This window comes from Leptolyngbya sp. Cla-17 (assembly GCF_016807185.1).
Classification (GTDB): domain Bacteria; phylum Cyanobacteriota; class Cyanobacteriia; order Leptolyngbyales; family Leptolyngbyaceae; genus ULC077BIN1.
Map to the genome: position 1 here is coordinate 751,071 of NZ_JAEVYN010000002.1, position 26,577 is coordinate 777,647.

29 protein-coding genes and 2 pseudogenes are annotated in these 26,577 nt (G+C 49.3%); 19 read left to right on the forward strand and 12 right to left on the reverse strand.

Translation table 11 applies throughout. From position 1 onward, the window contains the following. Nucleotides 1–75 precede the first annotated feature (75 nt). Together JOY44_RS14620 and JOY44_RS14625 are read left to right on the forward strand one after the other, a co-directional pair. Complete coding sequence (locus JOY44_RS14620; protein ID WP_171574403.1) at nucleotides 76–1,248, forward strand: low temperature requirement protein A; 1,173 nt, start codon at nucleotides 76–78, stop codon at nucleotides 1,246–1,248. A 356-nt stretch (nucleotides 1,249–1,604) separates the two neighbouring features. Continuing rightward, nucleotides 1,605–2,294 carry a hypothetical protein gene (locus JOY44_RS14625; RefSeq protein WP_171574404.1) on the forward strand — a complete coding sequence of 230 codons (690 nt, stop codon included), beginning with the start codon at nucleotides 1,605–1,607 and terminating at the stop codon, nucleotides 2,292–2,294. A gap of 17 nt (nucleotides 2,295–2,311) precedes the next feature. Here the strand turns inward: JOY44_RS14625 and JOY44_RS14630 are convergent, their stop codons facing one another. From JOY44_RS14630 to JOY44_RS14640, 3 genes are all read right to left on the reverse strand, one after another. Beyond that, the gene (locus tag JOY44_RS14630) at nucleotides 2,312–2,953 is read right to left on the reverse strand and encodes an IS630 family transposase (RefSeq protein WP_171571819.1); all 642 of its coding nucleotides are present in this window, start codon (nucleotides 2,951–2,953) and stop codon (nucleotides 2,312–2,314) included. After that, entirely contained in the window at nucleotides 2,866–3,282 is a 417-nt protein-coding gene (locus JOY44_RS14635) for a helix-turn-helix domain-containing protein (RefSeq protein WP_171571820.1), read from the reverse strand. Before JOY44_RS14635 ends, JOY44_RS14630 begins: the two co-directional genes overlap by 88 nt. A gap of 155 nt (nucleotides 3,283–3,437) precedes the next feature. Further along, a complete protein-coding gene (locus JOY44_RS14640) occupies nucleotides 3,438–3,944 on the reverse strand; it encodes a hypothetical protein (RefSeq protein WP_171574405.1) in 507 nt (168 codons plus the stop codon). Nucleotides 3,945–4,000: 56 nt separating this feature from the next. On the opposite strand from JOY44_RS14640, the gene aroA reads away from it, so the two are divergent. From aroA to JOY44_RS14655, 3 genes are all read left to right on the forward strand, one after another. Beyond that, the gene (gene aroA, locus JOY44_RS14645) at nucleotides 4,001–5,368 is read left to right on the forward strand and encodes a 3-phosphoshikimate 1-carboxyvinyltransferase (RefSeq protein ID WP_171574406.1); all 1,368 of its coding nucleotides are present in this window, start codon (nucleotides 4,001–4,003) and stop codon (nucleotides 5,366–5,368) included. Between the two features lie 183 nt (nucleotides 5,369–5,551). After that, on the forward strand, nucleotides 5,552–5,923 hold the full coding sequence (locus JOY44_RS14650) for a hypothetical protein (protein ID WP_171574407.1): 372 nt from the start codon (nucleotides 5,552–5,554) through the stop codon (nucleotides 5,921–5,923). Between the two features lie 206 nt (nucleotides 5,924–6,129). After that, complete coding sequence (locus tag JOY44_RS14655; RefSeq protein WP_171574408.1) at nucleotides 6,130–6,597, forward strand: hypothetical protein; 468 nt, start codon at nucleotides 6,130–6,132, stop codon at nucleotides 6,595–6,597. 10 nt (nucleotides 6,598–6,607) lie between these two features. Here JOY44_RS14655 and JOY44_RS14660 read toward each other — a convergent pair. Next, nucleotides 6,608–7,668, reverse strand: a pseudogene (locus JOY44_RS14660) (IS630 family transposase). 391 nt (nucleotides 7,669–8,059) lie between these two features. Between JOY44_RS14660 and clpB the strand changes: the two are divergent. From clpB to JOY44_RS14700, 7 genes are all read left to right on the forward strand, one after another. After that, nucleotides 8,060–10,714: an ATP-dependent chaperone ClpB gene (gene clpB / locus JOY44_RS14665; protein ID WP_171574409.1), complete on the forward strand. Its 2,655-nt coding sequence runs from the start codon at nucleotides 8,060–8,062 to the stop codon at nucleotides 10,712–10,714. A 149-nt stretch (nucleotides 10,715–10,863) separates the two neighbouring features. Further along, nucleotides 10,864–11,088, forward strand: coding sequence for a hypothetical protein (locus JOY44_RS14670; protein WP_171574410.1), 225 nt, complete (start codon nucleotides 10,864–10,866; stop codon nucleotides 11,086–11,088). Nucleotides 11,089–11,146: 58 nt separating this feature from the next. Continuing rightward, a protein-coding gene (locus tag JOY44_RS14675; protein WP_197985024.1) for an IS630 family transposase occupies nucleotides 11,147–12,030 on the forward strand; the annotation gives its coding sequence in 2 pieces (ribosomal slippage) (nucleotides 11,147–11,473 and nucleotides 11,476–12,030; 882 coding nt in all). 174 nt (nucleotides 12,031–12,204) lie between these two features. Further along, nucleotides 12,205–12,501 (forward strand): hypothetical protein, encoded by a 297-nt coding sequence (locus tag JOY44_RS14680; protein ID WP_171574411.1) that lies wholly within the window; start codon nucleotides 12,205–12,207, stop codon nucleotides 12,499–12,501. Between the two features lie 51 nt (nucleotides 12,502–12,552). After that, nucleotides 12,553–13,303, forward strand: a protein-coding gene (locus JOY44_RS32850; protein ID WP_415881111.1) for an IS1 family transposase whose coding sequence is annotated in 2 segments (ribosomal slippage) — nucleotides 12,553–12,810 and nucleotides 12,812–13,303 — 750 coding nt in all. Because the reading frame shifts where the segments join, the coding sequence is not laid out codon by codon here. A 520-nt stretch (nucleotides 13,304–13,823) separates the two neighbouring features. Next, a complete protein-coding gene (ltrA, locus tag JOY44_RS14695; RefSeq protein WP_171574412.1) occupies nucleotides 13,824–15,119 on the forward strand; it encodes a group II intron reverse transcriptase/maturase in 1,296 nt (431 codons plus the stop codon). A gap of 94 nt (nucleotides 15,120–15,213) precedes the next feature. After that, nucleotides 15,214–16,818 (forward strand): right-handed parallel beta-helix repeat-containing protein, encoded by a 1,605-nt coding sequence (locus JOY44_RS14700; protein ID WP_171574413.1) that lies wholly within the window; start codon nucleotides 15,214–15,216, stop codon nucleotides 16,816–16,818. Nucleotides 16,819–16,974: 156 nt separating this feature from the next. On the opposite strand, the gene JOY44_RS14705 is transcribed toward JOY44_RS14700, so the two are convergent. Both JOY44_RS14705 and JOY44_RS14710 read right to left on the reverse strand, forming a co-directional pair. After that, nucleotides 16,975–17,541 (reverse strand): IS630 family transposase, encoded by a 567-nt coding sequence (locus tag JOY44_RS14705; RefSeq protein WP_171571904.1) that lies wholly within the window; start codon nucleotides 17,539–17,541, stop codon nucleotides 16,975–16,977. Then, on the reverse strand, nucleotides 17,538–18,053 hold the full coding sequence (locus JOY44_RS14710; RefSeq protein WP_171573477.1) for a helix-turn-helix domain-containing protein: 516 nt from the start codon (nucleotides 18,051–18,053) through the stop codon (nucleotides 17,538–17,540). The genes JOY44_RS14705 and JOY44_RS14710 overlap by 4 nt, the downstream gene beginning before the upstream one ends. A 67-nt stretch (nucleotides 18,054–18,120) precedes the next feature. On the opposite strand from JOY44_RS14710, the pseudogene JOY44_RS14715 reads away from it, so the two are divergent. The 5 genes and pseudogenes from JOY44_RS14715 to JOY44_RS14735 form a co-directional block, all read left to right on the forward strand. Then, nucleotides 18,121–18,279, forward strand: a pseudogene (locus JOY44_RS14715) (transposase); the annotation flags it as partial. A gap of 45 nt (nucleotides 18,280–18,324) precedes the next feature. Further along, nucleotides 18,325–18,657 carry a winged helix-turn-helix domain-containing protein gene (locus tag JOY44_RS14720; RefSeq protein ID WP_197985405.1) on the forward strand — a complete coding sequence of 111 codons (333 nt, stop codon included), beginning with the start codon at nucleotides 18,325–18,327 and terminating at the stop codon, nucleotides 18,655–18,657. Further along, nucleotides 18,651–19,220, forward strand: coding sequence for an IS630 family transposase (locus JOY44_RS14725; protein WP_171572047.1), 570 nt, complete (start codon nucleotides 18,651–18,653; stop codon nucleotides 19,218–19,220). The genes JOY44_RS14720 and JOY44_RS14725 overlap by 7 nt, the downstream gene beginning before the upstream one ends. A 62-nt stretch (nucleotides 19,221–19,282) precedes the next feature. Beyond that, complete coding sequence (locus JOY44_RS14730; protein ID WP_171574414.1) at nucleotides 19,283–19,870, forward strand: hypothetical protein; 588 nt, start codon at nucleotides 19,283–19,285, stop codon at nucleotides 19,868–19,870. Between the two features lie 54 nt (nucleotides 19,871–19,924). After that, nucleotides 19,925–20,428 (forward strand): helix-turn-helix domain-containing protein, encoded by a 504-nt coding sequence (locus JOY44_RS14735; RefSeq protein WP_171573907.1) that lies wholly within the window; start codon nucleotides 19,925–19,927, stop codon nucleotides 20,426–20,428. A gap of 154 nt (nucleotides 20,429–20,582) precedes the next feature. Here JOY44_RS14735 and JOY44_RS14740 read toward each other — a convergent pair whose 3' ends face one another. Then, nucleotides 20,583–21,656, reverse strand: a complete 1,074-nt coding sequence (locus tag JOY44_RS14740; RefSeq protein WP_171574415.1) for an IS630 family transposase — start codon at nucleotides 21,654–21,656, stop codon at nucleotides 20,583–20,585. A gap of 21 nt (nucleotides 21,657–21,677) precedes the next feature. Between JOY44_RS14740 and JOY44_RS14745 the strand changes: the two genes are divergently transcribed. After that, nucleotides 21,678–22,166 carry an IS630 family transposase gene (locus JOY44_RS14745; RefSeq protein ID WP_171574416.1) on the forward strand — a complete coding sequence of 163 codons (489 nt, stop codon included), beginning with the start codon at nucleotides 21,678–21,680 and terminating at the stop codon, nucleotides 22,164–22,166. Nucleotides 22,167–22,172: 6 nt separating this feature from the next. Beyond that, nucleotides 22,173–22,316 (forward strand): hypothetical protein, encoded by a 144-nt coding sequence (locus JOY44_RS14750; RefSeq protein ID WP_171574417.1) that lies wholly within the window; start codon nucleotides 22,173–22,175, stop codon nucleotides 22,314–22,316. A gap of 15 nt (nucleotides 22,317–22,331) precedes the next feature. On the opposite strand, the gene JOY44_RS14755 is transcribed toward JOY44_RS14750, so the two are convergent. The 5 genes from JOY44_RS14755 to JOY44_RS14775 all read right to left on the reverse strand — a co-directional run bounded on the left by JOY44_RS14755 (nucleotide 22,332) and on the right by JOY44_RS14775 (nucleotide 26,289). Further along, the gene (locus JOY44_RS14755; protein WP_171574418.1) at nucleotides 22,332–22,676 is read right to left on the reverse strand and encodes a hypothetical protein; all 345 of its coding nucleotides are present in this window, start codon (nucleotides 22,674–22,676) and stop codon (nucleotides 22,332–22,334) included. Between the two features lie 88 nt (nucleotides 22,677–22,764). Further along, a complete protein-coding gene (locus tag JOY44_RS14760) occupies nucleotides 22,765–24,342 on the reverse strand; it encodes an AAA family ATPase (protein ID WP_171574419.1) in 1,578 nt (525 codons plus the stop codon). 51 nt (nucleotides 24,343–24,393) lie between these two features. After that, nucleotides 24,394–24,903, reverse strand: a complete 510-nt coding sequence (locus JOY44_RS14765) for a GNAT family N-acetyltransferase (protein WP_171574420.1) — start codon at nucleotides 24,901–24,903, stop codon at nucleotides 24,394–24,396. A gap of 107 nt (nucleotides 24,904–25,010) precedes the next feature. Beyond that, on the reverse strand, nucleotides 25,011–25,466 hold the full coding sequence (locus JOY44_RS14770) for a cupin domain-containing protein (RefSeq protein ID WP_171574421.1): 456 nt from the start codon (nucleotides 25,464–25,466) through the stop codon (nucleotides 25,011–25,013). Nucleotides 25,467–25,518: 52 nt separating this feature from the next. Further along, a complete protein-coding gene (locus tag JOY44_RS14775) occupies nucleotides 25,519–26,289 on the reverse strand; it encodes a cysteine hydrolase family protein (protein WP_171574422.1) in 771 nt (256 codons plus the stop codon). Nucleotides 26,290–26,577 lie beyond the last annotated feature (288 nt).

Sequence of the window (26,577 nt, forward strand, 5' to 3'; positions counted from 1 at the left end):
TCATGGATAGATGGCAAATGGTAAAACTAAACAGTGACTGCCTGATGATCTTATTAGCATTTTAATCAACGACCTATGACTAGCTGGATACAACCGCCTCGGCTTCGGGGTGGCGAAGAAGACGAAACCCGCCGCGTTACTTGGCTAGAGCTATTCTATGATCTGGTGTTTGTTGTGGCGGTGTCGCAAGTTGCCCATAACTTGAGTAAAGATGTTTCCCTTACGGGCTTTGTGGGCTTTGTGGCGTTGTTTGTGCCGCTGTGGTGGGCGTGGATTGGCACCACGCTCTATGCCAATCGATTTGATACGGATACCGTGATTCGGCGCTTGCTGATGGGAGTGCAAATGCTGGCGATCGCGGCACTGGCGATCAATGTTCATCACGGCTTAGATGACTCGTCCTCCGGCTTTGCCCTATCCTACGCAATGGCGCGAATCGTGTTGGTGCTGGAATATTTGTGGGCTGGCTGGTGCATTCCCTCTGCACGAGGGCTAACGACCCATTATTCAATTGGGTTTGCGATCGCGGCAATTTTCTGGATTATTTCCGCCCTTGTTCCTTTACCGCTGCGGTTTGCTTTTTGGGCCGTAGGGTTAGCGGTTGACTTTGCCACACCGCTGACGGCTCAACGACACCAAGCGAACGTTCCTCCCCATTTAGAACATCTCCCAGAGCGGTTTGGTCTGTTTACCATCATCGTATTAGGGGAAGCCATCATTGCAGTAGTGCGGGGCGTTTCTGAAATGAAATGGAGTAGCATTAGTGCCTTCAGTGCGGTGTGCGGCTTTATCGTTGCTTTTGGTCTTTGGTGGATTTATTTTGACAACGTGGATGGCTCAGCTATTCGAGCGCAAAAAGCGTCTGGTCGCCTGCGTGTGTTTCAATTCTGGTTCTATTCTCATCTGCCTTTGGTTATTGGGTTGGCAGCTACAGGCATTGGCGTAGAGCATGTGATTTTGACCAAAGATGGAGCGTTTCTAACTGATCCAGAGCGCTGGCTGATCTGCGGCTCGGTAGCGCTGTGCTTTCTGTCGCTGGCAGTGCTGCACCGTACCGGAATTATCTTTAAATGCAAAGCCCGGACAAAACATCGATTATCAGCGGCTGGAATCTTATTCATAGTGGCGATCGCGGGTGCCAATCTGCCGCCTGTAGTCATCATCGCCATTACTGCCACCGTGTGCGCGATCGAAGTTGGACTTGACCTTTATCAGGGTCGCTCGGTGACAACGCCGCAAAGCATCTAGAGGAAGTGCGGAGTACAGAGTGCGGAGTACAGGGTTAGAAGTTGAGAATTAGACCAGCAGGTTATTCTGCTAGTTGCCCTTGATCTTGCATCACTAAAATATTTCGACAGGATTAATTTCCTTCTACTCCGAACTCAAAACTCCGAACTCAAAACTCCGAACTCAAAACTCCGAACTCAAAACTCCGAACTCCGTACCTAAGAGTTTTCTATGCCAAATGACGTATGTTTAGTCAGATTGCGGATATTCTTACCTGGAGTTCCGAAACGAACTGAGGTCGCCATGTAGGTACGTTGGTACAGAGTTTGGTAATCGTGCTAAACCAGATCATTAGTTAGTGCATGCAGGAGTCCGTGATGGAAAAGCATATGTGTTCCGGTGATTCGGGAAATGACAAGAATGAACAGGGCGATCGCGATTTACTCAGCGCTCTCTTTCATGCCGAGGGGATTCATTGTACTGGGACGGCTGATCAGCCCTTCACCGAAGATGCCGTTCAGGTAGAAGACCTACCGGGTGCCAAAATTTCCTATCCCTGGAATCCCTGCGATCCCGAATCGGAAGGATTTTATGTTGAGTTGGAGCAAGCCTCTTTCCTAGATGGCTGGCAAGAGTCAGAGATTGCCACTCGCGCTAACAGCTTTTTTGCTCAGATTGATCGGCAATGGTCGTCTACTAACTTGCAAACCTCCTTGGCTCAACGGTTTTCAACTCGGATTCCTCGCGAGTTACTGGCATCCATCGCGGCACAGGCTCAAAAGCTGGTAGCAGAATCCCGCAAGGCGGTTGCAGAATCTTTGTCCTTGGCAGATCAACTAGTGCAGTGTATTCAAGAAGTTGCAATTAATTTAGGTCAAGAAGACCTTTATGTTCAGGCACGGCTGCTGGAACCGATGCGAAATGGTGGATTGGAAACTGCTGTAGATAATTTGCTCACTCAAATTCCCCAAACAGAATGGTCACAGCTATCAGAGATTCAAAAGGCACGGCTTAGCCTTGCGATCGCCCGCTGCGCGATCGATGAGTTGCAGTCGCCAACCGAGTAATACGGCGGATTGCAGTGTTAAGAGGGACAGTAACAGCAGTGTGCAAACCAGTTGTGCAAATGTTGAGGATCTATCAAATCCATCGCTGTGGCAATGAGGGTATCTACCCTTTTCGAGGTTGTCGGCGAGAACTGTCTTAGGAAAGCCTTTAACTGTGACCACCAATGCTCAATCGGATTAAATTCGGGAGAGTAAGGAGACAGATACAGAACCTTCGCTCCAACCGCCTCAATTAAAGGTGCAATGGCTTTTACCTTGTGAGCAGGCAGGTTATCCATGACCACGACAGCCCCTTTCCACAGTTGAGGCACAAGACACTTTGAGACGTACACCTCAAAGACAACCGCGTCCATCGACTGATCTATCGTCATCACAGCCAGCACCTTTGAGACGGTAATCGCGCCCATGACACTCACCTTCTTGCCCCGATAAAAAGGTTTGAAGTCATACGCTCGTTCCCCAGGTGCAGCACGGGCATGGGTTCGCATGAGTCCCAGTAGAACACCCATCTCATCGAGAAACACTAAATCTTTGAGTTCTATACTCGTCACCTGTGCCCAGTACTCCTGTCTCAGGAGTTGGACTCGTTCGCTGGTGGCTTGGCTGGAGCGGAGCGTTTTTTTTTGCGCGGTAAATTGAGTCTCTGAAAGGTTCGGCACATAGTACTTTGGCTAACCCATAGCCCAGTCTCATCAAAGAGTAGCTCACAATATTCCGCTAAGGTCGCATCGCGCTGGTTCTCGAAGATCGCCACTAACTGGTCTTTGTGCTCCATCACAGGACTCACCGAACCACCCTGCTTATGGGGAACGACGTGACCTTCTGTGCGCTTCTGAATCATCCATCTCTCGACGCAACTCTTGCTGACAGCAAAGCGGGCAGCAACTTTTCGGATCGAGCTATCACCCTTCTCCATAGCACTTACAATCTTCTCTCGAAAGTCTATGGAATACGGCTTCATTTTTGACCCAACGTTGTAATCCTTCATTGTCCTCTATCTGACTGCAATCCGCTGTAACTTAAAAGCCTACAATTCTCAGAGTTTGCTAAGGGGTGGATGTCAAATCTGCCCCTAATTTTTTGTGAGAACACCTTGGCATTCACGCCCTTCTTCAAAAAATATTTAGTTTGGTGTAGTCACTTTTAGTGGTGGATTTCTAGGCTCAAAGTGTACTGCCCAAGCTGGAGGCGATCGCAGCGAAGCTCGTACTCTAGCAATAAGTAGGAGGGCAACAGATTCCCTTTCACATGTAGATTTCGGGTAAAGTTGCGTAACCGCAGCTCACGATTGGGATACAGCGAATCATCTTGTAAGAAATATCGGCTTAGCCCCAGCACCCCCGGTTCAAACAGATGGCGGTAGCTAAACTGACCGTTACCCTGCATGGTGATCGAGACGCGGTAAGGAGAAAACTCGATCCACAATAGGCGAGGGGTAGGAACTGCGGTGGTTGTAAGCGTGCTGACGGCAGACGCTTCTAACGCATGAGCTCGTGTGCCCAAATCCATCACCAGCGGCTCTATGAGTACAAGATGATAGCGATTGTCATCTTTCTGATAAAGCGTACCAACCGTCTCAATCTTGGAGGTCAGTAAGCCATCAGCAGAGCTAAATGATAAATGAATTGGTCGGCGAAGTTGAGTCAGCATGGTAATTAAGCGGTAGGATTACTATCGCAGTTCAGATGGCAGTCTAGCCGATCCCCATGGCAGTTACCCAGGTAATTACCCTTAATCAATCGGAATATCATCATCACCTGACAATTATTCCCCCGGTTTCGGGGCTTTCGCTGCGAGGGCGGATTCAAGTGCCAGGAGATAAATCCATTTCCCATCGAGCCCTAATGCTAGGGGCACTTGCAGAGGGCGAAACGGTGATTCACGGCTTACTGCTAGGGGAAGATCCCCGCAGCACAGCGAGTTGCTTTCAGGCAATGGGAGCAGAAATTTCTGCACTGAATAGTGATGAAGTCCGCGTGGGCGGAATTGGGTTGGGGAAACTCGTAGAACCGGTGGATGTGCTGAACGCAGGTAATTCTGGAACGACGCTGCGATTGATGTTAGGCATTTTAGCTGCTCATCCGGGGCGTTTTTTTACGGTTACAGGAGATGGATCGCTGCGATCGCGCCCGATGTCGCGGGTCGTTAAGCCATTGCAGCAAATGGGGGGAGAAATTTGGGGACGTAAGGATAGTTCACTCGCACCCTTGTCCGTGCGAGGGCAAACCCTACGCCCGATTCACTATCAATCGCCAATTGCGTCTGCTCAAGTAAAATCCTGCATCCTATTGGCAGGGCTTATGGTAGAGGGCAAAATGACCGTAACAGAACCTGCACTCTCGCGGGATCATAGCGAACGGATGTTGAGGGCTTTTGGTGCTGAAATCGTCATTGATCCAGAGACCTGTAGCGCCACGGTGATTGGACCAGCAACCCTCCGGGGGCAAACTGTTGTCGTGCCGGGGGATATTAGCTCGGCAGCGTTTTGGCTCGTTGCCGGAGCAATCATTCCAGGATCAGATCTCACTATTGAAAATGTTGGCGTGAATCCAACCCGCACGGGCATTTTAGAAGCTTTGGCACTGATGGGCGCAGATATTACTCAGGAAAATCCGCGTGAAGTAGCTGGAGAACCAGTGGCAGATCTACGAGTACGCTATCGACAAGGGCAAGGTGCGCCACTGCAAGCTTGCACGATTAACGGTGATTTGATTCCTAAATTAATTGACGAAGTGCCAATTTTGGCGGTGGCGGCGACGTTTGCAAATGGCACAACCATCATTCGAGATGCAGCAGAATTACGAGTCAAGGAGAGCGATCGCATTACGGTAATGGCAACTCAGCTCAACCAAATGGGAGCCAACATTACCGAACTCCCCGACGGCATGGAGATTACAGGTGGAACACCCCTAACTGGAACTGAAGTAGATAGCCACACCGATCATCGAATTGCTATGAGCCTTGCGATCGCCGCCCTCACTGCCAAAGGAACAACCACAATACATCGGGCAGAAGCAGCCGCAATTTCCTATCCATCGTTTGTAGCCACCTTGAAACAAGTGGTGCAACAGTAAAAAAAAGCATTGATTAAGTTTTGCTAAAACATGTGATCTTTTTCGGGAAAATCTCAGCTTTCAATCATCCTTCTATAAACTGATATGAATTCATGAAGCCATCCAAATTTATCGGGTGGTATTTGCACAGCATTCTGTTTTTTGTTCAAATTTAGTTAATTTTTTTAATTTAAGGAGTCCAGCATGGCAGTTCCCCAGAGTCAAACTATCAGCCAATCAAACTATGGCTTGATGTTAAAAAGCTTTTTATTATGGACTGGAATTTTGACTGTATGCTTGCTAATCGCCGGGTTTCCAATTGGAATATTGATCGTCACGGTTGGTTCATTGCTGGCAATGGTGCTGCATGAAATCTTGCCAGGAAGCAGTCTTGTGATGATTGTAGGCAGCTTCACCACCGTCCAGCTAATTGGGGTAATGATTGTGGCAGCGATGCTGACCTTGAAGGGAACTCATCCGAGTGATGTCACCTGGTTACCCTGGCTAAGTGGTCAGTCTAATCCCCAAAATTATTCAGTCTATGCAGCTTGCCCACTAACCTGTGAAGTCAAGTAAGCTAGCAATCACTTACGAAATTAACTCGGAAAAAGCCCGGTCAAACCGGGCTTTTTCATGGTTTTTAAGTTGACTTCTTACTATTCGCTAATCTTGTACAGTGCGAAGATTACTAACAGCAGACGACTACAAAAGTTAGCTCTTAGCATCGCCTGGGCAAGGTATGTCTTTAACCCAACTGGGCGAGTGCTCTAGGGATATAGGAAATGAAGATCAATCAATTCTCAACTTTAAGCTGTATGACTGTATTCAGTCTGGCTCTAATGAGTTGTGGAGAAAAAGTCAAAGTTGAATCATATGCTAATTCTGGCGTATATGTTTCTGGGTCAGCCGACATTAATATTTCAACAACTAAAGAAGGTTCAGACACAGAATGCCAACACATCTATAAGCTGGCAACGAATGCCAGTTCCGATGCACAAATGCTTGGGTTGTTCCTATCAAATTCAGATAGGAATCCGCAAATAGAGCGCAAGCTCACTGAGATTAAGCAAGATCTCGATCAACTTCAATCAGCAACTATTAACGATCCATCAATTATTTCGCTGCGGTCAGAATATGTTTCAATTATGCAGATGGCGCTTCAGCCTGTTGAGGCTTGGTCAGCAAGTAAGGCTGAAACTCAGCGCCAGCAGATCACTGAAACTTTCAGTACTCATATGAAATCCGGCTAAGTAGTTATCGTTAAGCATTAGCTTCCTGCCACCAGTGAAAATGAGTCAGACCTCGAATAAATTCGTGCTGTTTAAGCAGTGCACAGCAGCGGTCACAGAGTACTTGTTCAAGGTCTTCAATCTTCTCAAAGATACGATTTACAATCGGTTCATCCAAAATTGACCACAGGCGTTCTGCGGGCTGTAACTCAGGTGAATAGGGGGGGAGAAATTCCAGGTGCAAACCTTCGGGTAATACTACCTTGTCACTCGTGTGCCAACCCGCTTGGTCAACGCTCAATAAAACATGTTTGTGCTGACCCAATCCAAAATGCTGAGCAAAATCTGCTAAGACTCGATTGAACAAGTCGATGTTGACTTTGGGCATGATCCACCAGTACGTCTCGCCGGAGGCAGGATGAACAAAACCGTAGACCCAGACCCACTCATAACGCCACTGCACTTTAGCAATTGGGTTTTCCCACCAAGGCACCCAGATGCGCCGCAGCACGGGCTTGAGACCGATTCGATGTTCATCCATTGCCCAGAGTTGAATCTCTGCCTGAGGATACTGCTGACGCAACTGCTCTACTCGCACGGGCAGTTTTTTTTCCAGGCTTCCTGTTCTTGCGGGTCTTGCTGCTGATGCTCAGGGCGCGGCACTCGCAGGCGAAACTCCATCTGCTTGAGGTATTCCCACCCTCGCTGAGGCGACACTGGACGCTCGAGCACTCGACTCATCCAATCGGCAACCTTGCGTCCATTCCACAAGCCGTTTTCAGTCGTAGGCGTTGCAATCGCTTGCAGGAGTTGGGCTTGTTGAACTTCATCGAGTAAAGGTTCGGCTCCACAATTGTGCTGCCGACCATCCCCCACACTTGCTTCTCCCTTTCGATTGTAGCGATTGGCTATCACCCGTATCCAGCGCAACGAATACCCCGTTACCTCGCGCACCTCTGCCGTCCGCTTGTCCTTCGCCAGTAGCCACAGAATTTGGTACTGACTACGTTCGATCCCCTCTTTCGCTTGACGATACCGCTCCTCCAATTCTTCACAACTGAGATGAGGCTCAAGGGTTAGGCGTTTGGGCATAGGACTTTCTAGGCTAACTTTATGCAGTAAGTTTACACCCGGATTTCATATCAACTATCAAAAGCGATTGATTTTCGTATGAAGCGGATGTTTATAGAAAATTGCCAGCGTTGATAGCAGGACTATTTTGTTTTCATAAGATGATCTGTGAGAAAGTCCTTTGATTGTTTTGAGGGTTGCTGCACAGAAATTGATAGTTTGTCTACTGTTCTCCCTCATGAAGATTGACTAACCAAAAGTATCAATCCACTGGGAAACATCACTGATTTGCTATTAATGGCTTCTTTTGTAAATTAGCTGATAGAAAGTTGAGCGGCGGCATCTGTCATCCGCGGCTCGGCTATACTGAAAGTCCAGATTATTTGTATTTCTACTCAAATCTTTATTCAAAATGCAGCCCACCGACCCGAATAAGTTTACTGACAAAGCTTGGGAAGCGATCGTTCAAGCACAGGATGTAGTCCGCCGATACAAACATCAGCAGCTTGAAGTTGAACATTTAATGGTTGCTTTGCTAGAGCAAAAAGATGGGCTGGCGGCAAAGATTTTGAGTAAAGCGGGAGCGGAAACGCAGCGCTTGTTCCAGCAGATCGACGATTTCACTAAGCGGCAGCCCAAAGTAGCCAGCAGTGAGCAGTTGTATTTAGGGCGCAATTTGGATGTGCTGCTCGATCGCGCCGAAGAAGCCCGCGCTAAGTTTCAGGATGAGTTCATCTCGGTGGAACACATGCTGCTGGGGTTTGTGGTTGATCCCCGTTTGGGGATGCGATTGATGCGGACCTACGAGCTTGACCCTAAAAAGCTAGAGGTGATTATCAAAGAGGTGCGTGGTAGCCAGAAAGTCGTGGATCAAAACCCCGAATCTCGCTATGGTGCATTGGAGAAGTATGGGCGTGACCTGACTGAACAGGCAAAAGCAGGCAAGATAGATCCCGTGATTGGGCGTGATGAAGAAATTCGCCGCGTGGTGCAGGTGTTGTCTCGCCGGACGAAGAATAACCCGGTGTTGATTGGTGAACCAGGAGTTGGCAAAACCGCGATCGCCGAGGGATTGGCACAGCGGATCATCAATGGCGATGTGCCCGAATCGCTGAAAAACCGCAAGCTGATTGCGCTGGATATGGGTTCATTAATTGCCGGAGCTAAATATCGCGGTGACTTTGAAGATCGGCTGCGATCGGTGCTCAAAGAAGTCATGAGTTCTGATGGGCAAATTGTTCTGTTCATCGACGAATTGCATACTGTCATCGGCACGGGTTCTACCCAAGGCGCAATGGATGCCGGAAATCTGCTGAAACCCATGCTGGCAAGGGGTGAACTCCGCTGTATTGGCGCAACCACCATCGATGAATACCGCAAATACATTGAAAAAGATGCCGCTTTGGAGCGCCGGTTTCAGCAGGTGTTGGTGAAAGAACCCAGCGTGGAAGACACCATTTCCATCCTGCGCGGTTTGAAAGAACGTTATGAAGTGCATCACGGGGTTAAGATTACTGATTCTTCTCTCGTTGCTGCTGCCACTTTGTCATCACGTTACATTGCCGATCGCTTTTTGCCTGACAAAGCGATCGATCTGGTAGACGAAGCGGCTGCCAAGCTGAAAATGGAGATTACCTCCAAGCCTGTAGAACTGGAAACCATTGATCGCCGCTTAATGCAGCTAGAAATGGAAAAGCTTTCCCTGGAAGGGGAAGGACAACTGGGAATGTTGGCTTCCACACGCGCCTCCAAAGAGCGGCTGGATCGAATTGAGCAAGAGATTTTGGATCTGCAAATCAAGCAAGAAATCCTCAGCACCCAGTGGCAAGGCGAAAAGCACGTACTTGAAGAAATCAAAAAGCTCAAAGAAGAAGAAGATAAACTGCGGGTGCAAATTGAGCAAGCAGAACGCGCCTATGACCTAAATATTGCTGCCCAACTAAAGTACGGCATGTTAGAAAAAGTGCAGCGCGATCGCGAAGCCCAAGAAGCAAAACTCTTAGAAGTTCAGGCTCGCGGCTCGGCATTGCTACGAGAACAGGTCACCGAGGCTGACATTGCTGAAATCGTTGCCCGCTGGACAGGCATCCCTGTAAATCGCTTGTTGGAATCGGAGCGGCAAAAGTTGTTGCAGTTAGAAACGCATCTGCATGAGCGTGTGATTGGTCAAAACGAAGCGGTGGAAGCCGTGTCTGCCGCCATTCGTCGCGCCCGTGCAGGCATGAAAGATCTGGGTCGTCCCATTGGTTCTTTCTTATTTATGGGACCTACTGGCGTAGGCAAGACTGAGCTAGCGCGTGCCCTCGCCCAATTTCTGTTTGACTCGGACGACGCCTTGATTCGGCTGGATATGTCGGAATACATGGAGAAGAACTCTGTCATGCGGGTCGTGGGTTCTCCTCCAGGGTATGTAGATTCGGAAAGAGGCGGACAACTGACTGAGGCGGTTCGTCGCAAACCCTACTCTGTAGTGCTATTGGATGAAATTGAGAAAGCCCATCCTGACGTATTCAATATATTTCTGCAAATGTTGGATGATGGTCGAATTACAGATGGACTGGGGCGTACAGCAGATTTCTGCAATACCGTCATTGTCATGACTAGTAATATTGGCAGCGAATTCATCCTGGATGTATCGGGCGATGACGATCGCTATGAGGAAATGCAAAAGCGCGTCAATGCTGCCCTACGGAAACATTTCCGCCCAGAATTTCTTAACCGGATTGATGATCTGATCATCTTCCATGCCTTGGGTCGCGGCGAGCTGAGTCAGATTGTGGGGCTACAAATCCTCAAAATTCAGGCAATGCTGTCGGATCAAAAACTGAAGCTGGAAATTACACCCGCCGCTCAAGACCACATTGCTGCTGCTGGATACGACCCAACCTATGGCGCTCGTCCACTCAAACGGGCGATTCAGCGCGAACTGCAAAACCCGATCGCCACCAAAATTTTGGAAAATACGTTTGCCGAAGGTGACACCATCATGATTGATGTGGCGGACGGCAAACTGGTGTTTGATCAAAAGACAATGGTGGTTAGCAACCAGCTTTCATCCGTTAACTAAGGTAGTTGTGTGTCCAAGTATGGACCAATAACCTCTATTTGGCGGGAACCTGGAATGACTGATATTCCCTCGTCGCCAACCATTCATGCGGCGGTTTAGCCAGTAAAAATCTGTTGCTAACTCTGACTAGAGGACTCAGCAATTGACTTATGCTCCTATTTGGATTGCGCTCAACGTATGGCTTGATTGGCGATCTATTTGCAATCGCGCTGATTTTGGAGTTTGTCACCCCACCCGAATATGTGATTGGCTACTTGTACATTGGTGTGAGCCTGATAGCAAATGCGCGATTAAGTCGGTCTGCAACCTTTTGGGTGACTGCGATCGCAGTGAAACGTAATCCATTCCCAAAGACTAGAAACTGGCGAATATAGCGCTACAAATCAGTGCTAGGACATATCATAGGGATGAGAGTGCATAGAGAAATTGCCCATGCCAGGACCCTACAGCGATGACCTTCGCCAAAAAGCGATCGCGGCAGTTGAGCGCGGAGAAGGCAAAAGTCATGTGAGTCAGATGTTCAACATCAGTCGTAACACCCTCGACCTGTGGCTGAAGCGAAAAGAGCAAACAGGAGAGTGCCGAGCGATTACTCACTATCAGCAGGGATGTAGACATAAAATCACAGATTGGCAACGGTTTCGTGAGTTTGTCCGAGAGCATGGCGGCAAGAGCCAAGGGGAAATGGCGAAGTTGTGGGGAGACGGGGTGAGTCAGCAAAACATCAGTGATGCGTTAGGTAAACTTGGATTAAGTCGAAAAAAAAGACCTACGGCTATCAAGAACGCGATGACCTCAAGCGTCAAGAGTTTGAGGAACGCTTGAAGACAAAACCAACGGCTCAAGTGGTGTACGTTGATGAAGCAGGCATTGATAACCGAGAGGACTATGCCTACGGCTACTGCAAGGTTGGGCAACGCTTCCACGCGCTCAAATCGGGTAAACGAACTGAGCGCGTCAGTTGGATTGCCGCACTCTGTCAAGGAAAGCTGATTGCTCCACTAACCTTTGAAGGTTCGTGCAACCGAGACTTATTCGAAATCTGGTTAGAGCAATGTCTGTTACCTCAATTGCAACCCGGTGATGTCATTGTGATTGACAATGCCAGTTTTCATCGCTCTCAATACATCACTGAACTGGTGGCTGAAGCAGGATGTGAGATCTGGTATCTGCCGACCTATTCTCCTGACTTGAACAAGATTGAGCGTTGGTGGTTTGTGCTCAAAAACTGGATGCGGCAACGGTGGGATGAATTTGACAACTTTCGGGATTGTGTCGATGCCGCGTTTAAGAACTGTCCTAACGTACTTTCGTAGTGCTATAATCCAGCGCGATCGCATCCCCCTTAGCAAAGCCTTTAAGGTTTACTTTAACTAGCCTTAACCTGAACCTCATACCATTAGACCGTGAGAAGGCGTGCTAAAACCACATCCTCCAACAGGGTGGAATTAGCACTGTGCTCTCCATGTGGTGTGTTAAGAAGTGGTGTCATGAGAACAATTTTTTCCCTGCTGGTATTAGCTGGAGCAGTATGGTTAGGAGCGGACGAAGCGCTCCAGGCTCAAGAAAAATCTGCTGCAAGTTTACTGCGGGTTCAACCGCGTGGTTCTCTACGTTACACGTCTGACGGTGCTGGCTTTGATCCCTACGTTCACTTTGAAGGATTTCTTCCCCTAGACCAACAGCCTGGAAGGAACCTGACCTTTTTAGATGGACGCTTACTGCTTTCCACCGACAACGGCACCTTCAGCGGCAATGTCGTTTTGGCGCATCGGGTAATGTTCTAGACCTGTGGAAATGCGAGAATACAGACAGGCGTTTACCCGTGAACTTACAGCATGGTTTTAGAACCTGTTCTTTGTCCTGATTGTGGAAGCAATAACGTGGTCAAGCACGGTCGCTCTGAGGAGAGCAAGCAACGTTATAAATGTCGTAATTCGGAATGCGCTCGCAGCACCTTCATTCGAGACTATGCTTACCGAGGCTACTTGCCCGAAGTCAAACAGCAGATTGTTGATATGGCAGTCAACGGGAGTGGCATCCGAGATACTGCACGAGTGTTGAAGATTAGTCCGACTACGGTGATTGAAGAGTTAAAAAAAAGATCGACATCTCAAAGCAGTCAATGAAGCTCGTCTAGCCCAGCTTGAACCGACTCAAACCATCGTCAAGCTGTGCCAATGGGAGGATGTAGAGGCAGAAGTGGATGAGATGGGTCGTTTTGTCCACTCCAAGCAACAGCAACGTTGGTTGTGGCACGCCATTGATCATGCAACAGGCGAAGTATTGGCATATGTCTTGTCGAACCATCAAGACACGGCTTTTCTCGAACTCAAGTCATTGTTGGAGCCATTTGGGATTATGCAGTTCTATACGGACGGCTGGGGTGCTTATGAGCGACATCTGGAGCCAGCGTTTCATACCGTTGGTAAACACAATACTCAGACGATTGAGCGTAAGCATTTGACTTTACGGACTCGGATCAAGCGATTAGCTCGCAAAACTATTTGCTTTTCTAAGTCCATCTGGTTGCACGATGTAGTCATTGGACTGTTCATCAATCGCTATGAATTTGGCTTGCTGGTTTAGAGCTATCCACAGGTCTAGAAGACGAGTGCGCCGAGCGAAGCTCGGCTCTGCCAACCAGGGGAAGAACCTGGTCAGGGAAGCCTTGGCAAGGCACCAAGTACCGAGTGTTGCGCTGTCATCGGCAACGAGGACAGTGAAGCGTACACAGGGAGATGATGGGCTGCAATGCGAAAGCGTGAAGGGATTGAGCCCCGAAATTAGACATACACGTGGATGCCGACACAGTTCGTGTTGTGGAAGGCAAAACCAACAGAGCCAACTGCCAGGGTTCTGGAGGGTCCACCGGGGTCGGAGACCGTAGCACGTCATCAAGGTAGAGTCGGGAACTCGGGAGGTCCCATGAACTCCTCCATCGGGGGGTAGAGCCGCACAACCGGCAAACCGGAAGAACGCTCAACGATTCATGGGAAGTCGGATGTCCCCATAGTAGTGAAGAAGTGGGGTAACGCCCACGGAGCGAAGGGGGACACATTGGGTCGAACACTCGAAGGCAACATCAACCACACTCAGAGGTGGAAGTATGGTGACAACAGGAATCGAGCGGATAGCCGAACGGGCTCACAGAGAACCAGGGACTGTCTTCAGTGCCCTGATACACCACTATAGTGTGGAGAATCTGCGAGCCTGCTTTCAGTCGCTAGACAACAAAGCGCCTGGAATCGATGGAGTGACGAAAACGGAGTACGGACAGAACCTGGAGGAAAATCTACAGGGGTTGCACCGGAAACTGAACCAGATGTCGTATCGACCCCAAGCGGTACGACGAGTCGAGATTCCCAAAGAAGATGGCAGCTTGCGCCCTCTGGGAATTAGTTGCGTTGAAGACAAAATCGTTCAGGAGATGACTCGTCGGGTCTTAGAATCAATTTACGAACCGGTATTCCTCAGTAACTCCTATGGGTTTCGACCCCATAAAGGATGTCATGATGCCCTGCGGCAACTGCATCAGGAGGTCATGGGGCAACCCGTTGGGTGGATTGCAGACCTAGACCTGGCTCAATTCTTCGACACCATGCCGCACCAGGAAATCCTCAAGGTATTAGCCCTGCGGATTCGGGATAGAAGATTCCTACAGGTGATTGCGCGAATGCTCAAAGCCGGAGTCCAAACCCTAGGCGGCGTAGTACAGGATGAATTGGGTAGCCCGCAAGGCTCGATAGTCTCCCCCGTCATTGCAAATGTGTTCTTGGATTTTGTGCTAGATCAGTGGTTTACCACCATTGTGCGCCAGCACTGCCGAGGCTACTGCGCTCTGATCCGGTATGCGGACGATAGCATTGCCTTGTTTGAGTTCGAGGACGATGCTCGACGATTCATGCGGGTTCTGCCCAAGCGATTGGAGAAGTTCGGCTTGCGCCTCAATGAGGAGAAAACCCAACTTCTTCCCTGCGGCAAGCGGCAAGCGGGTCTAGCCCTCAAGTACGGGAGAAAATTCCCCAGCTTTGATTTTCTGGGGTTCACCCATTACTGGGGCAAGAGTCGCAACGGAAAAGCCCGATTAAAGCGCAAGACTTCAAAGAAACGATTTCGCCGTGCGTTAGTCACCCTCAATCAATGGTTGCAGCAAAAACGCAATGCTCATAAGCTGCCTCAGCTATGGCAAGCAATCGGGCAAAAGCTGCGCGGACACTTCAACTACTTTGGGGTCACCGACAACGGTCATGCGCTCTACCACTTTGAAGACGCAGTTCACAAGCTGGTCTTCAAATGGCTGAATCGACGGAGTCAACGACGTAGCTTTCGCTGGGAGAGCTTTCTACGCTATCTGGCGTGGCATCCTCTCCCCAGACCTGGTCGCTTAGTGTCGCTTTATTAGAGCAGGTGAATGGCTCAATGAAGAGGCTTGTGCGGGAAAACCGCAGGCAGGCTTCTGTGAGGGGGAGGTTTCCAACGATGCAAGGCTAAATCGTGTGACACTCTCGTATTCCGAAAGGGGAGAGCAACGGGGAATACAAAGCAAGCCTAAACATTGGAGGAACCCTCTCTACTCGACCCACCAAATTTTTGGTGGCTACCTTGCCTACGATCGCCGCAACACTAGCAAATCAAACTTTGACCAAATCGGTTTTGGTATTGAACGCCTCACCGCAAATTTAGACTTAGGCCTCAATGCCTATTTTCCCATCGGCACCACTCGTTCTGTCGTCGATTCGCGCCTTGGCAACACCGCCAAAATTGTAGGGAACACCTTGGGCATCGATCGCCAACAGGATTTTGAAGTTGCCCTGCGTGGATTAGATGCAGAAGCAGGCACGCGCCTGTTTGCCGTGGGAGACGGACATGTTTGGGGCTATTTGGGAGCCTATTACTATGCAGGGGACAACTTCTCTGGGTTTGCGGGAGGTCGCGGGCGCTTGGTGGCTCGTCCCCAAAAAAACGTGGAAGTAAACCTTACCGTGCAATCGGATAGTGAATTTGGTACTCGCGCTTGGGTGGGTGTAGGTCTCACCTTCCCCGGATTGCCCCCCACTCGGCGAGAAGATAACTCAGTTGAACTGGCAGCGCGGATTAGCCACCCGATTGAGCGTCAAGTTGCGATCGTAGTCACAGAAGAAACCATCACTGATACCATAACCGCCATCAACCCCAGCACCGGGCAGCCTTATCAAGTCTTCTTAATCAACACAGGTGCAGGTAGTTCCTCCGATTTGACAACCCTTGGGTTTTCACCAAACAGCCTAGTATTCGTGGGAGTTACCAACCAGAGTGGCGGCTTTACCCAATTCGCCAATAGCGGCAATGTCACCTTAGTGGATGGCGTGCAACTCTTTTCTGCTACCACTAACCAGTCAGTGAACACCACCTTTGGACTAGTTACCCTGCCAGCCCTAACTCCGTCTGCTCCTTCTCCCACCATTCGAGGAACGGTCATCCTGGCAAATAACAACACCGTTAGCGGCTTCAACATTACACCTACTAACGCCGCTGGAATTCAAGGCACTAATATTGCCAACCCGACGCTGCGAAACAATACAATCAGCACGGCAACCACTGGAATCTTGCTGCAATTGGTGAGCAATCCCATCATTGCAAATAACACGGTGATCAATTCCACTTCTCGTGGGATGAGCTTAACCGAATCGACCAACGCCCGGATTACCAGCAATATCGTTACCGGAGCGGTAGGTGAAGGGATTGGGCTGGATAATGCGCTGGGTACCGTACTGATTGATGGCAATACTGTACGGAATGTGACACAAACATCTACGGATACAAACCTGGAATCGGGCATTTTCATTCGGAATAATCGCGGTGATGCCAATATCACCATTTCTAACAACGTCACGGAAGATAACCTGCAATCGGGCAACCGAGTAGATGGCATTGAGGTGAACTTGTGCCGGGGCGATAGTTTTGCAGTCGTCGATCGCTTCACCGATAACGCCTTTGGCACCTGTGCGGCACCCGCCAGCATGACGGTTAACGTATCTAGTATAGCAACGGACGGAAGACTTAGGACAAGGGTCAATTCACAAAGCTCACGGGTGTTGATGTTCATCACCAATCTGTCCTAACACACCCGGCGACAGCTATAACATCGTCCGCCGAATTGGAACAGGCACGGATGGCAGTGATGGCATCGACTTCAATCTGGGCGATGGGGCGACCCTGACTGCGACGATTGATCGCAACCTGGTCGAAGATATCGCCGATGCGGGAGTCATACCAATTTAAATGGTTTCAATGACAGATAGTGCATTGAGGATAAAGGGGTAGCCCGTGAGAGAAGCAATCACTTGAGGGGTTAACTGGGATAAGAGTTGATCTACTCTGGATTGCAGTTGGTCAAGCGTTTTGAACGAAACCCACTTGAGATCCGCCTTGAGATATTCCCATAGCCTCTCAATTGGATTTAACTCCGGACAGTAAGGCGGTTGGAACACCAGGATAATGTTCTGTGGCACAATCAACGCTTTGCCTTTGTGGAACCGTCCGTTATCCACTTGCAGGATATTGAGACTATCGGGGTAAGCCTTGGAGAACTCATCCAAGAAGCATTGGTAGCACTCGGTATCGACATGGGAGAACTGCCAGAAAAAGGATTCTCCGGTGGCAGGTTCCACAGCGCCATAGAGCCAGAATGCTTTGAACACCCGTTGCCATGAGCCAATGGGTTTCACTCCAAAGGCTGTAATCAAACGCCCGATAATGGTATGCAGCCCAAAGCGGCTCTCATCCCCAGCAAAATAGCGAATAGGTCGTTTATCCTGGCGCACTTGCCGAGCGTATTGGCTCAACAAATCGAGGTCGTCTGCAAGGTTTGCTTAAATGCCTCTCGTTGTGCTCGGTTCTGCTTGAGGTGTTGGGGACGAGCCACTTTTAGCTTGGCTTTGAGCCGATAACGGGTCATCTGGTAGACCGCATGATACTGGGCTTCTATTCCTAAACTCTCCAAGAGCCACTGCTGCACCTCCCCATAGCTGTCAAACCCATTGTCCGGTTCCTGCAATCGCTTTGCTAAGGCAACTTCTGCCCACATTGGAATCATCCGGTTGCCTCCTCCTGGCGTTGGCTTGACCACCAGCAATGCCTCTAATCCTTGTGCTCGATACAGCGCTAACCACTTTTGCACCGTGCCTCGATGCCTGCCAATTGCAACCGCGATCTGGCTGATGCTCGGTGCTTGCGCTCGTTTGAGCCAGTACAACACTTGCAATCGTTCTTTAACTATCGGCTGTTCAACCGTTCGCAAGCGGGTGCCTAACTCCTCGAGACTTTCTTTAATTACGATTGCGCTGACACCAGCCATGATTAGACTCTCACCTCTACATTCCTCAGTTTATCTGATCTGTAACTACTCCAATTTAATTTGGTATGAGATCTGGTATCTGCCGACCTATTCTCCTGACTTGAACAAGATTGAGCGTTGGTGGTTTGTGCTCAAAAACTGGATGCGGCAACGGTGGGATGAATTTGACAACTTTCGGGATTGTGTCGATGCCGCGTTTAAGAACTGTCCTAACGTACTTTCGTAGTGCTATAGTGCGATTGCCAAAGCGGTCGGGAAACATCGAAACACGGTGCAAAGCTGGCTATTGATGTATCGCACTGGAGGAGTGGGGGCGATGCTAGAAATCAAGAAATCGCCGGGGGGAGTGCGAGTGATACCCCAATGGGCAGAGGATGCTTTGGCAAAGCGGTTACGACAGAGACACGGCTTTCAAAGTTATGGAGCAGTACAACAGTGGTTGGCAGAAACCTTGGGAGTAGAAGCGGAGTATCACGCGGTCTACCAAATGACCCGCTATCGGCTCAAAGCCAAGCTAAAGGTTGCTCGTCCTCAAAATTGCCAGCAGGATAGTGAACAGCGATCTGCTTTTAAGCAAACCTCAAGGGCGACCTCAGCTTGCTGAGTCAGTATGCTCGCCACCGGGGGCAGGATGAACGTCCCATTCGCTATTTTGCTCAGGATGAGAGTCGTTTTGGACTGCATACTCTGATGGGACGATTGATCACGGCGTGTGGCATCAAACCGATTGGGCAGTGGCAGTGGTTGTTCAAAGCGTTCTGGCTCTACGGGGCGGTTGAACCTGCCACGGGAGAGTCCTTTTTTCTGCAATTTTCTCATGTTGATACCGAGTGTTATCAACGATTCTTGAATGAATTTTCCAACGCTTATCCGGATAGTCTGAACGTCTTGCAAGTGGATAACGGGCGGTTTCACAAGGGTAAAGCGTTGGTGGTGCCAGAGAACATCATCTTGTTATTCCAACCGCCTTACTGCCCTGAGCTAAATCCTATTGAGAGGTTGTGGGAACATCTCAAGGCAAGTTTGAAGTGGGCTGCGTTCAAAACGCTCGACCAACTACAAGTCAAAATCGATCAACTCCTGGCTGAGTTAACACCACAAGTAATTGCTTCTCTCACAGGTTATTCCTTTATCCTGGATGCCCTATCTGCCTTGAATACTGTTTAAATTGGTATCACCTCTACATTCCTCAGTTTATCTGATCTGTAACTACTCCAATTTAATTTGGTATGACCTTTGATATTGTCAGTATCGCCAACCCAGTATCTCGCCCCACTGCCACGCTCAACCTAACCAACAACACAATCCGCCGGATCTTCAACGATGATGCCATCACGCTGGAATCCAATTCGGGTGGTGCAGTGACGATGAATATTACAAATAACACCATTCAAGATGTGCAGTCAGTTGCAGTGGGTGGTAATGATGGCATCGACCTGGAATTTACCACCACTGCTCTAAATCCTGCGAAAGCCGTGGTGACAATTGCCAACAATCAGATTTTGCAGATTAGCGATCGCCCAATTGAAATCGATGCTAACAACAACGCCCAACTCCAACTCACCATCAGCAACAACACTATTAGCACCACAGCCGCCAGCGCAGGAGAGTCAATTCGGGTACGCTCTGAAAATGCGGCAACCTTAACAACCACCATCAACAATAATCGCTTGACTCAAGGAAACCCGACCGTCCGCAGCCTGGAAGCCCGCGCCGACGATACCTCTCGGCTGTGCGCCAACATTTTCCAAAATACCCAGGTTTCCGGTAGCGGCTTCACCCTGCGCCCTGATGATGCGGGTGTGATACCAAATTGAAAAAAGGGAGTAACAAATGGGAGACTAAGTTCTACCGTGTGGAGAACAACAGCAATGGTGGGTGTCACTCGCATCAAAATCCAGGAAACAGTGGCAGAACTAGAAGCTCTGATTCAACAGCAATCAAATCCAAACCGGAAAGAGCGGTTGCAAGTGTTGTACTTGCTGAAGTTAGCGGATGCCAGGAGTATTAGTGCGATTGCAAAAGTGGTCGGGCGGCACCGGGGGAGTGTGCAACGCTGGTTGAGCCAGTATCGGGAAGCGGGACTGAACGGATTGCTCGAAACTCGCCAAAGTTCAGGACGACCGCAGGTGATTCCAGGGTGGGCGCTCAAGAGCCTGCAACGACGATTGGATGACCCTGAAACAGGCTTTGGCAGCTACACACAAGTGCAGCAATGGTTATCAGAGACCTTGAACGTAGAAGCCGAGTATGCCACCGTGCATCATCTGGTGCGCTACCGCTTGGGTGCGAAGTTGAAAGCCGCCCGTCCGGTTCATGCCAAGCAGAACCCAGAAGCCCTTGAGGCCTTTAAGCAAACCTCAGCGACGACCTGATTCTGCTCAAACAGTATGCAACGCTAGTAAAACCGGAGTTTGAACGGATTCGCTACTTCGCTCAGGATGAAAGTCGATTTGGGTTGAAAACGACAGTTGGACGATTGATCACGAGCTTATACGGAATTGCGGAAGGCAGTACTTTTTGACCAGATTAAATTGCTTGAATCCAATCAAAGCCCACTTTGCCTTGAACTATCACAGGATGCTGCATCAACCATTGGCACCGCTTGACTAAGACATCCTCTAAAGCATCAAGATTGTCAAACACTTGATTAGCGATTGCTTCGCGCAGCAAAGACCAGACACATTCAGTGGGTTGCAGTTGGGGGGTATAGGGCAATAGCGGGTAGAAGAAAATGCCGGGGGGCACCTGAAGTTTTTGGCTCATATGCCACGCGGCCTGATCAACCAATAGAATGATCAACTGCTGACGATGGGGATTGACCTGAGCCGCAAATAGCTCTAACGCCATCTGCATCATGGAGACATTGGCACGGGGCAATAAAAGGAAGTAGCTCGCTCCAGTGGCAGGATGGACAAAACCATAGGTGTAGACCCATTGATAGCGGCGAGAATGATGCGCTGATGGGCGTTCTCCTATGGGTGCCCAAACCCGCCTGACAATGGGTTGCAAGCCTAATCGAGCTTCGTCTTCCGCCCAAATTACAATCTCCCGATTGGGAAACAACGAGCGCAACCACGCCACATGACCTGCTAATCCTGCTTTGAACTCTGCTTGCTGCTCAAGGGTTGCGCTTTGATGATGCACCGGACGCGGCACCTGCAAGCTCAACCCCAAACGTCGTAGATACTTCCAGGCTGTTGAGGGGTGTAAGCAAATGCCAAAGTAGGTTTCGATATACTCCCCAACTTTCGGTCCACTCCAGAGTCCGCCATCATCCGGGGCACTCTGTAAGCGTTGCCGCAATAGCCGTTGCTGTTCATCACTTAAAGCCAACCGATTGCCCCCAGGGTTCAAGCGTTGCCGATTGACTAGTCCGACCGCACCCTCGGCGTTGTAGCGACGGGCAATTTTCCGCACTCCACTACAACTGAGTCCACAAATCTCAGCGGTTTGTTCGATGCTCATCGGAGTCTTTGGATGACTGAGCAATCGAATCACCAACCAACGGTTTTTCTCGCCAGCATCTTGGCACTGAACATACCGCTGAGTTAGATCTGCGTAGTCTAGATGAGGGCTAATTTGAGTGCGGGGTCGAGGCATGGACAGAGTACCTTTTTCATCTTGCTAAATGATACTCCCCTACTCAATTCCGTATTAGGAGTCAAACCACTAGGCAGTTGGCAATGGCAGTTCAAAGCCTTTTGGATCTATGGTGCGGTGGAACCGACCACCGGAGAGCAGTTCTTTTTGCAATTTACCCATGTCGATAGTGAATGCTATCAGCTTTTCCTCGACCAATTTTCGCAAGCCTATCCAGATAGCCTCAACATCCTCCAAGTCGATAACGGAGCCTTTCATAAAGCCAAAGACCTGGTGATTCCAGACAATATCATGCTGCTGTTTCAACCGCCTTACTGCCCTGAGTTGAATCCCATTGAGCGGTTGTGGCAGCACTTGAAGAAGGATTTGCGCTGGGCACTGTTCAAGAACCTAACTCAACTACAAACGAAAGTGGACAAATTGATTGCCGATTTAACGACCAAAACCGTTGCTTCTCTGACTGGCTTTAGCTTTATTGTAGATGCACTATCTGTCGCAGGCATTTTTTGATTTGGTATGACCTATCGCATTGTCAATAGCGCTGCCCTCAGCGCAAACAACGGCGGAGTAGCAGTCGCCACTACTGGAGCCGGAACCGTGACCAACATTACTGAAGCCACGTTCAATGCTGCCACACCCGGCGGTTGCACTATTCCTTAGCCCTCAGTTCTTAACCTAAGAGCGATTACGACGAAAAAGCCAGCCAAATCGCCTTTTAGCACGGGCTGCTTGAGATTGTCTTGCGAGTTTTACGCCCATGCCATACCGCCTTGAGCGTGGCTGGGCTACCGTAATCGCAGCGCTTTCTTCTGCCGTTAAAGGCTGGGCTGATTCATCGGTTATGTAATCTTCTTTGGCATTCCACCAGGAGGCAATAAAGCCGCCACACACGCCCGCGATCGCCCCTAAGCTAATGCTCAAAAACGGTGTGTATCCTAAAAAATAAAAGCTCAACAGCGCGAATATAAACAGGCGTGCGCCGGTCGTCGTTCTCGCAGAAGCGTCTGGTTGAGATGCCATGGAAAAACAGGAGTCAGGGAATAGAAAAAACGTAAAAGCGCACAGCTCCACTGACGCTAATAAAACTTAGATTGCAACTCGTCTTTCGTTACTTGTAATCCTTTAATTGTGCCTCCAAATCTTGGGTTGTATCGAGAGTTTGGACGATCGCTTGCTCGGTATCCGTGAAGGGTTCCATCTTCTGTGTAGGCAGTAAATCGGCGGTGGCATCAGAAACATCACCCTGACGCTGGTGCAGCCAGTTTTGGCGAATATCTAAGGGGGCGGTACAGTGGAGGATTTTCAGGGAAAGGGGATGGGTGGAATCTTCTACATTGGCAGCTTCAACGGCATGCATCACCGCTTGGCGAAGCACCTGGCGATCATACTTGGCATCCAAAATTACGGGATAGCCTTGCTTTGCCAGGGTAATGCCCAAGTGCAGCAGGCGATCGTAGGTTTGTTGGGTCATTTCTGACGTGTATAGGTCAGCGTCGCCGTGATCCATCAGGGGCAAACCTGCTAAATGCTTCCGTACAGCATCAGAGCGAATGTATACAGCTCCAATTTTTTGTGCTAACAGTCGAGCGACAGTGCTTTTGCCCGATCCGGACAGTCCACTGATGAGAAAAATCTGTCCACGGTGCTCTTCGCTGGCCGTGCCCAGAGGTGATCGCGTGTAGTCCCCTGCCAAACGGAAATAGCGTTTAGCGGTTTCCGTTGCCTCTTGCTTCACCGCATCGGGAATGGTGGGATCATCTAGCAAAAAGGAGGTAACTTTGGCGCGCACATAGGATTGACGACTCAGGTAGAGCGGCAGCACCTGCAATCCTTCCCAATCGCCCATTTCTTCAATATACGCATTCAAGAATATGTTGCTTAAATCCGGGCGATCTCGCGCATCCAAATCCATGATGATATAGGCGATGTCGAACATGATATCGACAAAGCGAAATGGCTCGTTAAACTCGATGCAGTCGAACAGCAGAATTTTGTCGTTCCACAAAGCAATGTTTCGCAAATGCACATCGCCATGGCACTCACGAATCCAGTTGCGCTGCACACGGCTGGCAAGCAGGTCGGCTTGTTCGGCAAACAGGCGATCAGTATAGTGACGAGTCTGATCAAACTGTTGCTGAGTCTGCGATCGCCCAATGTATCCAACGGTTTGCTCGTAATTCTCGTCGATCGCCTGCCGAATCTGTGCTACATCTCCGAAACTGCGAATGTAGTCGGTGATTGCGCCTTTGTTGTGAAAGTTGACTAATTCTTTTGCCAATCTCACCAGCAATTCTGCGGTCAGATTGCCCTGAGCAAACAAATCGGTGAACAACGTGCCCTCTGGAAATTGCTCCATGCGCACGGTAAACTCTACTGCTTCGGCGGCTCCTCCCAGGCGAAACTGTCCTGCTGTTTCGGTAATGGGCAGCACCTCCAAGTACAGTTCTGCGGCACCGCGCTGATTCAACCGAATTTCTTCATGGCAAAAATGCTCTCGCTTGTCCAAGGTGGAAAAATCCAGAAAGCCATAGTTAACCGGCTTCTTTACCTTATAAGCGTAGTCTCCAGTCAGCAAAATGTAGGAGACATGGGTTTGCACCAGTTGAATCGGTTCTGTCACCGGGTGAGGATAAAACCCCGATTGCAGCATTTGTTGAATCAAAGCAGGGAGAGCGGTTTCAGTCATTCCAGAGATGCAAAAGCAGTAAAGTTGGCAACCGCTAACATACCACGTCGTTCAACCCGGACGTTGGTAAACCTTGCTATGTTCAAAATCATTTTTATTGTCTATCAAGTTCTTTTCCATGACGAAATTCAGGAAAGATTGTCCTCGGCGTTCAACGGTTTGGGGAGTGATCAGGCGAAATCCTTTCGCCTCAAAAAACGATCGCGCTGTGATGCTGGCTTCTGTCGTCAGAGTTTGAATTCCCTGCGATCGCGCTACGGCTTCAAGGGTTGCGAGTAATCGGCTACCCACACCCATTCCCTGAAAATCTTTGTGACAGTAAAAGCAGTCTAAATGACCGTTCGATTCCAGATTTCCAAACCCAACAATGTAATCCTGTTCAGCAACATAGGTGATGGATTGACTCAGGCGCTTCACCCAAAAATCAATGTTGAGATCGGGCGGTGCCCAAGCATTGATTTGATTTGGGGTGTAATCGCGGCTATTGATGTGATGAATGGTGTCATGAAATAGGGTCGTGATCGCGGCTGTGTCTTGCACGACATACGGTCGAATATGCATAAAGTGCTGAATTAACTACCCCTTGTTTTTGAAGTATGACATTCCCAAAAAGGTTGAAGTTAACATTGAGGTGATTTGACCCATCTGGGGTGCTTGATCAAGCGCAATTACAGAAATGAATGGGTGGGCGATCTCCGCAACACTGCAATATCTTCCTCATCCAGTTCTGCGGGAACACCACTGCGAATCAGTTCAGCAAAATCTTCATTGGGAATCATAATGCAGAGCGCATATAGCCGTCCAGCACCCGTATTGCAAATCTCATGAATGCCTGTGGGCGGCACCAAAATGCTATCCCCCGCTCGCAGTGGAATCAACTTACCATCACAGGTTGCCGTGCCTTCTCCCTTCAGCACAAAAAACATTTCTACTGCAAGTTGATGACGGTTCGGCGGCGTTTTGCCGCCTTCATCAAAAATCTCAACGCAAAAAGTCAGGGACATGTTGGCAATTTGCGGATCAAACACGATCGCCAATCGGTTCGTATCCTGCGGACTAATCCGAAACGCTTGATAGTCACCAGGCGACTTGATAATTGGAATCACACAGCTTGCAGCACTCATAGAAATTCTCCTAAAAATTGAAAGTTATAAACTTTGAGTGCTTCACTCAAAACTATTTACCAATTACCTGCAAAATTTCAGTTGAATTTGTCACAAAGCCAAAGCATTGTTTCACGTTGTAGAGCGTTGCTGACCAGCAATAGTCTGGTGATGTCGTCGCAGAGCAGTCTTTCAACAAAATGCAGTCATACCCTAAAAAGTTTGCATCTTGCAGGGTTGCCATTACACATTGATCGACATTCACTCCCGCAAACAGCAGTGTCGTTCGACCCAAGTTCTTCAAAATACTATCGAGCGGAGTATCCCAAAATCCGCTCATACGGTACTTATCTACGCAAATATCTTCGGGCTTTTGCTCTAGTTCGTCTACTACGGCGGCTGCCCAACTCCCTTTCATCAGCACGGGCGCGCCGTTGGCGGGAAGAGGATCGCCTAGCCCAACTCCATCGCCTGTGGGGTTGTAGACATGCAAAGCTGCTGCACTAATATTCAATAAATCAGGACGGTTGCCCCAGTTCACCCAAACAATGGGCACTCGAACCTGCCGCAGCACGGGCAATAATTTTTGCAGGGGTGCGATCGCCGTTTGGGTTGGGGTTACATCTACGCCGATGTGCGACAGCCAACCATCAGCATGGCAAAAATCATTTTGCATATCGATGATCAAAATGGCAGTTTTTGCCAGATCTAACCGTAGGGTTTTAGTCTCTGTCGGCACAGTGATGGGGCGGGATTCCAAGGGCGATCGCGTGATGTCGGCGATCGCCGCATCCACCATCCAGGCATTGGGCGGAACTCCTAAGGAACGAAGTGGTGCAGTCATGATGGGTTTGTTGAAATAGCTTGAAACAACGAAAGCAATAGAGCGATTTGTCTCATTAATACATGCAAAGCCCAGGAGGGACTGTACCCCCGATGACTTCAGGTTCAAATGTCTGCCTCGCACTCGGTGATGTTTTTGAAAAAACCGCCAATCTTGCTCCTATCCATTCACTGAAAGTATTTAAGGCGGTTTATTCTACAAAGAGGGTATGGAACAGATAAACTATCGAATAGCGATCGCTCACCGTTTCAGCAGACGATCGCGATGGTTTGTCGTCTAGAATAATCG

Coding starts and splice junctions, on each gene's coding strand:
- JOY44_RS14620 (WP_171574403.1), top strand. CDS start 76: ATGACTAGCTGGATACAACCGCCTCGGCTTCGGGGTGGCGAAGAAGAC.
- JOY44_RS14625 (WP_171574404.1), top strand. CDS start 1,605: ATGGAAAAGCATATGTGTTCCGGTGATTCGGGAAATGACAAGAATGAA.
- JOY44_RS14635 (WP_171571820.1), bottom strand. CDS start 3,282: ATGAAGGATTACAACGTTGGGTCAAAAATGAAGCCGTATTCCATAGAC.
- JOY44_RS14640 (WP_171574405.1), bottom strand. CDS start 3,944: ATGCTGACTCAACTTCGCCGACCAATTCATTTATCATTTAGCTCTGCT.
- aroA (WP_171574406.1), top strand. CDS start 4,001: ATGGCAGTTACCCAGGTAATTACCCTTAATCAATCGGAATATCATCAT.
- JOY44_RS14650 (WP_171574407.1), top strand. CDS start 5,552: ATGGCAGTTCCCCAGAGTCAAACTATCAGCCAATCAAACTATGGCTTG.
- JOY44_RS14655 (WP_171574408.1), top strand. CDS start 6,130: ATGAAGATCAATCAATTCTCAACTTTAAGCTGTATGACTGTATTCAGT.
- clpB (WP_171574409.1), top strand. CDS start 8,060: ATGCAGCCCACCGACCCGAATAAGTTTACTGACAAAGCTTGGGAAGCG.
- JOY44_RS14670 (WP_171574410.1), top strand. CDS start 10,864: ATGCTCCTATTTGGATTGCGCTCAACGTATGGCTTGATTGGCGATCTA.
- JOY44_RS14680 (WP_171574411.1), top strand. CDS start 12,205: ATGAGAACAATTTTTTCCCTGCTGGTATTAGCTGGAGCAGTATGGTTA.
- ltrA (WP_171574412.1), top strand. CDS start 13,824: ATGGTGACAACAGGAATCGAGCGGATAGCCGAACGGGCTCACAGAGAA.
- JOY44_RS14710 (WP_171573477.1), bottom strand. CDS start 18,053: ATGGCTGGTGTCAGCGCAATCGTAATTAAAGAAAGTCTCGAGGAGTTA.
- JOY44_RS14730 (WP_171574414.1), top strand. CDS start 19,283: ATGACCTTTGATATTGTCAGTATCGCCAACCCAGTATCTCGCCCCACT.
- JOY44_RS14735 (WP_171573907.1), top strand. CDS start 19,925: ATGGTGGGTGTCACTCGCATCAAAATCCAGGAAACAGTGGCAGAACTA.
- JOY44_RS14740 (WP_171574415.1), bottom strand. CDS start 21,656: ATGCCTCGACCCCGCACTCAAATTAGCCCTCATCTAGACTACGCAGAT.
- JOY44_RS14750 (WP_171574417.1), top strand. CDS start 22,173: ATGACCTATCGCATTGTCAATAGCGCTGCCCTCAGCGCAAACAACGGC.
- JOY44_RS14755 (WP_171574418.1), bottom strand. CDS start 22,676: ATGGCATCTCAACCAGACGCTTCTGCGAGAACGACGACCGGCGCACGC.
- JOY44_RS14760 (WP_171574419.1), bottom strand. CDS start 24,342: ATGACTGAAACCGCTCTCCCTGCTTTGATTCAACAAATGCTGCAATCG.
- JOY44_RS14765 (WP_171574420.1), bottom strand. CDS start 24,903: ATGCATATTCGACCGTATGTCGTGCAAGACACAGCCGCGATCACGACC.
- JOY44_RS14770 (WP_171574421.1), bottom strand. CDS start 25,466: ATGAGTGCTGCAAGCTGTGTGATTCCAATTATCAAGTCGCCTGGTGAC.
- JOY44_RS14775 (WP_171574422.1), bottom strand. CDS start 26,289: ATGACTGCACCACTTCGTTCCTTAGGAGTTCCGCCCAATGCCTGGATG.